The 3,949-nt window shown below is 38.5% G+C and carries 5 protein-coding genes; all 5 read right to left on the bottom strand.

Annotated elements, in window-relative coordinates:
• Positions 1–235 precede the first annotated feature (235 nt).
• Positions 236–508 (bottom strand): pro-sigmaK processing inhibitor BofA family protein, encoded by a 273-nt coding sequence (locus AC3WSK_RS26340; RefSeq protein WP_079564092.1) that lies wholly within the window; start codon positions 506–508, stop codon positions 236–238.
• A gap of 214 nt (positions 509–722) precedes the next feature.
• Complete coding sequence (locus AC3WSK_RS26335) at positions 723–938, bottom strand: YaaL family protein (RefSeq protein ID WP_079564090.1); 216 nt, start codon at positions 936–938, stop codon at positions 723–725.
• A gap of 13 nt (positions 939–951) precedes the next feature.
• The gene (recR, locus tag AC3WSK_RS26330) at positions 952–1,548 is read right to left on the bottom strand and encodes a recombination mediator RecR (protein WP_079564088.1); all 597 of its coding nucleotides are present in this window, start codon (positions 1,546–1,548) and stop codon (positions 952–954) included.
• 11 nt (positions 1,549–1,559) lie between these two features.
• Positions 1,560–1,874, bottom strand: a complete 315-nt coding sequence (locus AC3WSK_RS26325; RefSeq protein WP_079564086.1) for a YbaB/EbfC family nucleoid-associated protein — start codon at positions 1,872–1,874, stop codon at positions 1,560–1,562.
• Positions 1,875–1,895: 21 nt separating this feature from the next.
• The gene (dnaX, locus tag AC3WSK_RS26320; RefSeq protein WP_492414979.1) at positions 1,896–3,683 is read right to left on the bottom strand and encodes a DNA polymerase III subunit gamma/tau; all 1,788 of its coding nucleotides are present in this window, start codon (positions 3,681–3,683) and stop codon (positions 1,896–1,898) included.
• Between the last annotated feature and the right edge of the window lie 266 nt (positions 3,684–3,949).

The raw sequence follows: 3,949 nt of genomic DNA, 5'->3' as shown, positions 1-3,949 counted from the left end.
GTTTCGTTCACTAACTCAAGGTTAGCTACTGAAAACTTTATTGATTACGTTTTGCTTGTTCAGTTTTCAAGGTTCATATTTCGTCGCCATTTCTTCAACAGCAACTTTTATATAATATCACGTCTCGAACTCGGTGTCAACAACTAAATTATTTTGTTTAAAATTCATTTGTTTAACAACCGTTATCTTAACGACTCTTATTACTATACCACAATATTTTTTCTTTGCAAGTGTTTTATAAAAAAAAGATTAACGCAGTTACTCCTAGTACACCCGGAATACCTAATATTGCAATGGTGAACACTGAGAATAGATTAATTGGCACTTCATAGCCTGCATATCCTATACCTAAGTGAATAATAAATAATAGTAGAAAGGCAAAAGCAAATCTAAACCAAAACACCGACATTCCTTCTAATATTTTACCCATCTTGGCATGTCTTATTATTATATAAAGAAAAAGAAGCACTATAGGCACACCAATACTCATAATTACTAACCACGACATATGGTTTCCCCCTTAAATATAATTATGAAAGTTTATGTTTCCTATTTTGCTTCTATGAATATCAATTATGCCTCGGAATAATTGTAGCTGTCTCTTTGCTTTCGCTACAGAAAACATTTACCGATACATGTCAGTGAATACCTTTCCAGTTCTGTGCCCATTAACGCATTTCAGCGGATGTTTGGACACCCGCTGAAATACGTTTAAAAAACTATTATTTAATTAATACTTTCCGAATTCTAGCTTCCTTGAATAAATAAAAATGGATACTCTCCGCTACTTTTCGTTGAGCAATTGCTTCTAAATCATAATCATCTATTAGTTCTTCAATTATCTTCGCTTGCTGTAAATCCTCTTTTGTTTCTTTTATAAGACTCACAAGCTTGTCATCGAATTCTTTTTTTAATTTTCCCTTACTGCGGAAGAACATATTAATCCCTCACTCACAATTCTCGGCGACCTTCCATTGCCTTCGATAACGTTACTTCATCTGCATATTCTAAATCTCCACCTACTGGTAGACCATGAGCGATTCGCGTTGTTCGAATACCAGATGGCTTCACTAGACGAGAAATATACATAGCTGTTGCCTCGCCTTCAATAGTTGAATTTGTGGCTAAAATAAGTTCCTGCACAGTCTCATCTTGCAAACGAACCAGCAGGGAAGCGACATTAATATCCTCTGGACCAACACCATCCATAGGTGAAATAGCTCCCTGTAATACATGGTACATACCATTGAAATCACGCATTTTCTCCATTGCAATCACATCTTTTGTATCTTGAACAACACAAATAATAGAATGATTTCGTTGTTTGTCGGTACAAATATGGCATGGATCTACATCGGTTATATTGCCACATACAGAGCAGTAGCTTAAATTTCGTTTAGCATCAATCAATGCCTTCGAAAAGGATAAAACGTCATCCTCTTTCATTGTTAATACAAAAAACGCCAGACGGGCCGCGGTTTTCGGCCCGATACCTGGCAATTTCATAAAGCTATCAATCAGTTTCGATATTGGTTCTGGGTAGTACATTTATTTACCTCCTAGAACGGAAGGTTCATGCCCTGAGTGAATTTACCCATTGTTGCATTTGTTTTTTCATCTACTTTTTTCAATGCTTCATTTGTAGCAATAACGATTAAATCTTGTAGCATTTCGATATCATCTGGATCTACTACTGATGGATCAAGATTTACTTCTACGACTTCACGTTGACCAGTTACAGATACTTTCACCATACCGCCACCAGCAGCGCCTTCAAATTGCTCTGCGTTTAAAGCCTCTTGAGCCTCCATCATTTCTTTTTGCATTTTTTGCATTTTTTTCATCATACCTTGCATATTTCCCATTCCACGCATAAACATATTCCTCCTAAATGATTAGTCTTCAACAATTTCAACAAAATCTTTACCAAACAGCTTTTCCGCTTCCGTCACAAGTGGATCTTGTGAAGCAAGTGGTTGAGCATCGTCGATAAACGGCCCATCTGGCATTTCTGCCGGTGGCGGCTCTAATAACTCTACTTTAGGATCGTTCTCATCCTGAGACTTTTTCTGCTGCTGTAAGCCATGATCACGAATAAACTCTTCACGTAATTTTAACCAGGCCTCATCCGGTGTACAAAGCATTTCATACATAGTACCTGTTTGCCCTGCAATTAATTGTGTGAATTGAGCTTTTAGAGCTTGATTATCAGCAACCATTTGACAATGAATATCATACTTGAATTTTAACACAAAAGCACTTGAAGATGCCGCAACAGGTTCAGCCTCTGCTAAAAGAGCTGATTGAGATTTTTGCATTTGGTTTAATGCCTGCGCCCAAACTGATTTGATACGTTGCACATCTTGCTTTGTAGCATCCTTCAGCACCTCTTGAATACGTCCTGTTGGTGCTTTATAGCCATTTGGATTTTTAGCTCGTGGACGTTGCTCTTTTGGCGTTTGGGTTGCTTGCACAGAAGCACCCGCTTGCAATTGGGCTGATAGTTGTTGCACCATCTGCTCAAGTGCCACAATTTTTTGAGCGAGCTCTGGGCTCATAGCTACCTCACCTGAAGTAGTAGTTTGGCCAACTGCCCCTCCCGAAAATTGCACCATTTTAAGTAACGCTGTTTCCAAGTAAATCTTTGTATGGTGGGAGAACCTCATTTCCTGCTGTGTTTTTGCTAAAATATCAATGTAACCATATAACAAATCGGGTGCAAAATCATGCGCTAATGTAAATACTCGCTCCTCCGGTGATACTAACTCTAATAATTCAGCCAAATCCTCACTTGTCTGCAGTAATAATAAATCACGGAAAAATGTAATCAGGTCCTCTGAAAGGCGAAGAGGGTCTTTCCCATCTGCAATAAGCTGCTCTAATAAAGCAAGCATTTGTGCGACATCTTTTACTTTTAGAGCTTCTGCTAATTCATAGAAAACTTCCTGACTAATAGAACCTGTAACAAGCAATGTGTCCTCTAGCTTCAACTTTTCCCCGCTGAAGGATACAACCTGATCTAATAAACTTAAAGCATCACGCATACCACCAGCTGCTGATTGTGCGATTACCTTTAAACCTTGCTCCTCAAATGGTAACTCAATATCCTCTAATACAACTTTCATGCGCTCGATAATATCATTGGTTGAAAGACGCTTAAAGTCAAAGCGTTGACAACGCGAAATAATCGTTGCAGGCAATTTATGGGGCTCTGTCGTCGCTAAAATAAATACAGCATGAGAAGGTGGTTCTTCTAATGTCTTTAAAAGTGCATTGAAAGCACTGGTAGAAAGCATATGCACTTCATCAATGATATACACTTTATATCTGCTACTAGCAGGAGCAAATCGTACTTTCTCAATGATGTCACGTATTTCTTCAACGCGTGAATTAGACGCAGCGTCAAATTCAATAACATCTGGATGAGAACCATCTGTAATACTTAAACAAGTAGCACATTCATTACAAGGCTCATTTGATGGTGCCTGCTCACAGTTTAAAGCCTTCGCAAAAATTTTAGCTGTACTTGTTTTCCCGGTACCACGTGGGCCAGAAAATAAATAAGCATGCGTTGTTTTATTCGCTAGGAGAGCATTTTGTAGCGTTCTTTTGACATGTGCTTGACCAGACATTTCTCGAAATGATTGGGGTCGGTACACACGATAAAATGCTTGATACGTCAATGATTTCCTCTCCTCTTCTTCATTATATAGAATAGTTCTATTATAGCATTTGCTTCATTATTTATAAAATAGTGTCATCGTTTTTCTAAAAATCCAGGACGATTGTTTTTCACCAGCTCTACTTATAAGGGAGGTTGATGTATCTCTTATGTACCTATCCTACCCGTCGCCTTGTACAATTTGTAAAATAATCGAGTAGGAGGGAGTGATTAGCTCCCGACCTCTCACACCACCGTACGTACGGATCCGTATACGGCGGTTCAATT

Source organism: Lysinibacillus sp. EB271-A1-10B (genome assembly GCF_058791335.1).
This window is presented reverse-complemented; position numbering and strand designations above follow the sequence as displayed.

Coding starts and splice junctions, on each gene's coding strand:
- AC3WSK_RS26340 (WP_079564092.1), bottom strand. CDS start 508: ATGTCGTGGTTAGTAATTATGAGTATTGGTGTGCCTATAGTGCTTCTT.
- AC3WSK_RS26335 (WP_079564090.1), bottom strand. CDS start 938: ATGTTCTTCCGCAGTAAGGGAAAATTAAAAAAAGAATTCGATGACAAG.
- recR (WP_079564088.1), bottom strand. CDS start 1,548: ATGTACTACCCAGAACCAATATCGAAACTGATTGATAGCTTTATGAAA.
- AC3WSK_RS26325 (WP_079564086.1), bottom strand. CDS start 1,874: ATGCGTGGAATGGGAAATATGCAAGGTATGATGAAAAAAATGCAAAAA.